The following is a 3,165-nucleotide window of genomic DNA, read 5'->3' on the forward strand; positions in this document are numbered from 1 at the left end:
AGCCTGGCGATGTCCTACTCTCACATGGGGAAGCCCCACACTACCATCGGCGCTATTGTGTTTCACTTCTGAGTTCGGCATGGAATCAGGTGGGTCCACAATGCTATGGTCGCCAAGCAAATTTTGCTTTTACTTTCAGCTTTTTTAAAAACTGAAGGCAAAATAATCTGGAAAACTGTATTTAAAAGTCTATCTCTTCAAACTCATTCAAGGTCTGGTCTTTCTTTGAGTCCACAAAACCCCTTGGGTGTTGTATGGTTAAGCCTCACGGGCAATTAGTACAGGTTAGCTCAATGCCTCGCAGCACTTACACACCCTGCCTATCAACGTCGTAGTCTACGACAACCCTTTAGGACACTTATAGTGCCAGGGAAAACTCATCTCAAGGCTCGCTTCCCGCTTAGATGCTTTCAGCGGTTATCGATTCCGAACTTAGCTACCGGGCAATGCCATTGGCATGACAACCCGAACACCAGAGGTTCGTCCACTCCGGTCCTCTCGTACTAGGAGCAGCCCCTTTCAATTTTCCAACGCCCACGGCAGATAGGGACCGAACTGTCTCACGACGTTCTAAACCCAGCTCGCGTACCACTTTAAATGGCGAACAGCCATACCCTTGGGACCGACTTCAGCCCCAGGATGTGATGAGCCGACATCGAGGTGCCAAACACCGCCGTCGATATGAACTCTTGGGCGGTATCAGCCTGTTATCCCCGGAGTACCTTTTATCCGTTGAGCGATGGCCCTTCCATTCAGAACCACCGGATCACTATGACCTGCTTTCGCACCTGCTCGAATTGTCATTCTCGCAGTCAAGCGGGCTTATGCCATTGCACTAACCACACGATGTCCAACCGTGTTTAGCCCACCTTCGTGCTCCTCCGTTACTCTTTGGGAGGAGACCGCCCCAGTCAAACTACCCACCAGGCACTGTCCGTAATCCCGATTCAGGGACCAACGTTAGAACATCAAAACTACAAGGGTGGTATTTCAAGGACGACTCCACCACATCTAGCGACGCGGTTTCATAGTCTCCCACCTATCCTACACATGTAGGTTCAATGTTCAGTGCCAAGCTGTAGTAAAGGTTCACGGGGTCTTTCCGTCTAGCCGCGGGTACACTGCATCTTCACAGCGATTTCAATTTCACTGAGTCTCGGGTGGAGACAGCGTGGCCATCATTACGCCATTCGTGCAGGTCGGAACTTACCCGACAAGGAATTTCGCTACCTTAGGACCGTTATAGTTACGGCCGCCGTTTACCGGGGCTTCGATCAAGAGCTTCGACCGAAGTCTAACCCCATCAATTAACCTTCCGGCACCGGGCAGGCGTCACACCGTATACGTCATCTTACGATTTTGCACAGTGCTGTGTTTTTAATAAACAGTTGCAGCCACCTGGTATCTGCGACTCTCGTCTGCTCCATCCGCAAGGGACTTCACTGATAAGAGCGTACCTTCTCCCGAAGTTACGGTACCATTTTGCCTAGTTCCTTCACCCGAGTTCTCTCAAGCGCCTTGGTATTCTCTACCCGACCACCTGTGTCGGTTTGGGGTACGATTCCTTACAATCTGAAGCTTAGAGGCTTTTCCTGGAAGCATGGCATCAATGACTTCACTACCGTAGTAGCTCGACATCGTATCTCAGCGTTAGTAGCGGTCCGGATTTACCTAAACCACCCGCCTACGTACTTGAACCTGGACAACCGTCGCCAGGCCCACCTAGCCTTCTCCGTCCCCCCATCGCAATTGTAAGAAGTACGGGAATATTAACCCGTTTCCCATCGACTACGCCTTTCGGCCTCGCCTTAGGAGTCGACTTACCCTGCCCCGATTAACGTTGGACAGGAACCCTTGGTCTTCCGGCGAGGGAGTTTTTCACTCCCTTTATCGTTACTCATGTCAGCATTCGCACTTCTGATACCTCCAGCAGCCCTTACAGACCACCTTCAACGGCTTACAGAACGCTCCCCTACCCCACATACCCTAAGGTACGTAGCCGCAGCTTCGGTGTATAGCTTAGCCCCGTTACATCTTCCGCGCAGGCCGACTCGACCAGTGAGCTATTACGCTTTCTTTAAATGATGGCTGCTTCTAAGCCAACATCCTGGCTGTCTGAGCCTTCCCACATCGTTTCCCACTTAGCTATACTTTGGGACCTTAGCTGGCGGTCTGGGTTGTTTCCCTCTCCACGACGGACGTTAGCACCCGCCGTGTGTCTCCCGGATAGTACTTACTGGTATTCGGAGTTTGCAAAGGGTTGGTAAGTCGGGATGACCCCCTAGCCTTAACAGTGCTCTACCCCCAGTAGTATTCGTCCGAGGCGCTACCTAAATAGCTTTCGGGGAGAACCAGCTATCTCCAGGTTTGATTGGCCTTTCACCCCTAGCCACAAGTCATCCGCTAATTTTTCAACATTAGTCGGTTCGGTCCTCCAGTTGATGTTACTCAACCTTCAACCTGCCCATGGCTAGATCACCTGGTTTCGGGTCTAATCCTAGCAACTGTACGCCCAGTTAAGACTCGGTTTCCCTACGGCTCCCCTAAACGGTTAACCTTGCTACTAAAATTAAGTCGCTGACCCATTATACAAAAGGTACGCAGTCACACCACGAAGGTGCTCCTACTGCTTGTACGTACACGGTTTCAGGTTCTATTTCACTCCCCTCACAGGGGTTCTTTTCGCCTTTCCCTCACGGTACTGGTTCACTATCGGTCAGTCAGTAGTATTTAGCCTTGGAGGATGGTCCCCCCATATTCAGACAGGATATCACGTGTCCCGCCCTACTCGTTTTCACTGATGATGAGATGTCGATTACGGGGCTATCACCCTTTATTGCGGCACTTTCCAGAGCCTTCATCTGTCTCATTAAAAGCTTAAGGGCTAATCCAATTTCGCTCGCCGCTACTTTCGGAATCTCGGTTGATTTCTCTTCCTCGGGGTACTTAGATGTTTCAGTTCCCCCGGTTTGCCTCCTGTTGCTATGTATTCACAACAGGATACTTACTTATGTAAGTGGGTTTCCCCATTCAGGAATCCCAGACTCAAAAGGTTATTACTACCTAATCTGGGCTTATCGCAAGTTATTACGCCTTTCATCGCCTCTGACTGCCAAGGCATCCACCGTGTACGCTTAGTCACTTAACCATACAACCCGAAAGGGT

Annotated in this window: 2 rRNA genes; both read right to left on the reverse strand. The window is 50.6% G+C overall.

The features are described from left to right. Position 1 precedes the first annotated feature (1 nt). Positions 2 to 117: ribosomal RNA gene (gene rrf, locus AB4138_RS04150) — 5S ribosomal RNA — on the reverse strand. Positions 118 to 254: 137 nt separating this feature from the next. Continuing rightward, positions 255 to 3,148, reverse strand: a 23S ribosomal RNA gene (locus tag AB4138_RS04155). Positions 3,149 to 3,165: the final 17 nt, after the last annotated feature.

The sequence above is a fragment of the Vibrio sp. 10N.286.52.C3 genome (genome assembly GCF_041468865.1).
GTDB classification, from domain to species: Bacteria; Pseudomonadota; Gammaproteobacteria; order Enterobacterales; family Vibrionaceae; genus Vibrio; species Vibrio crassostreae_C.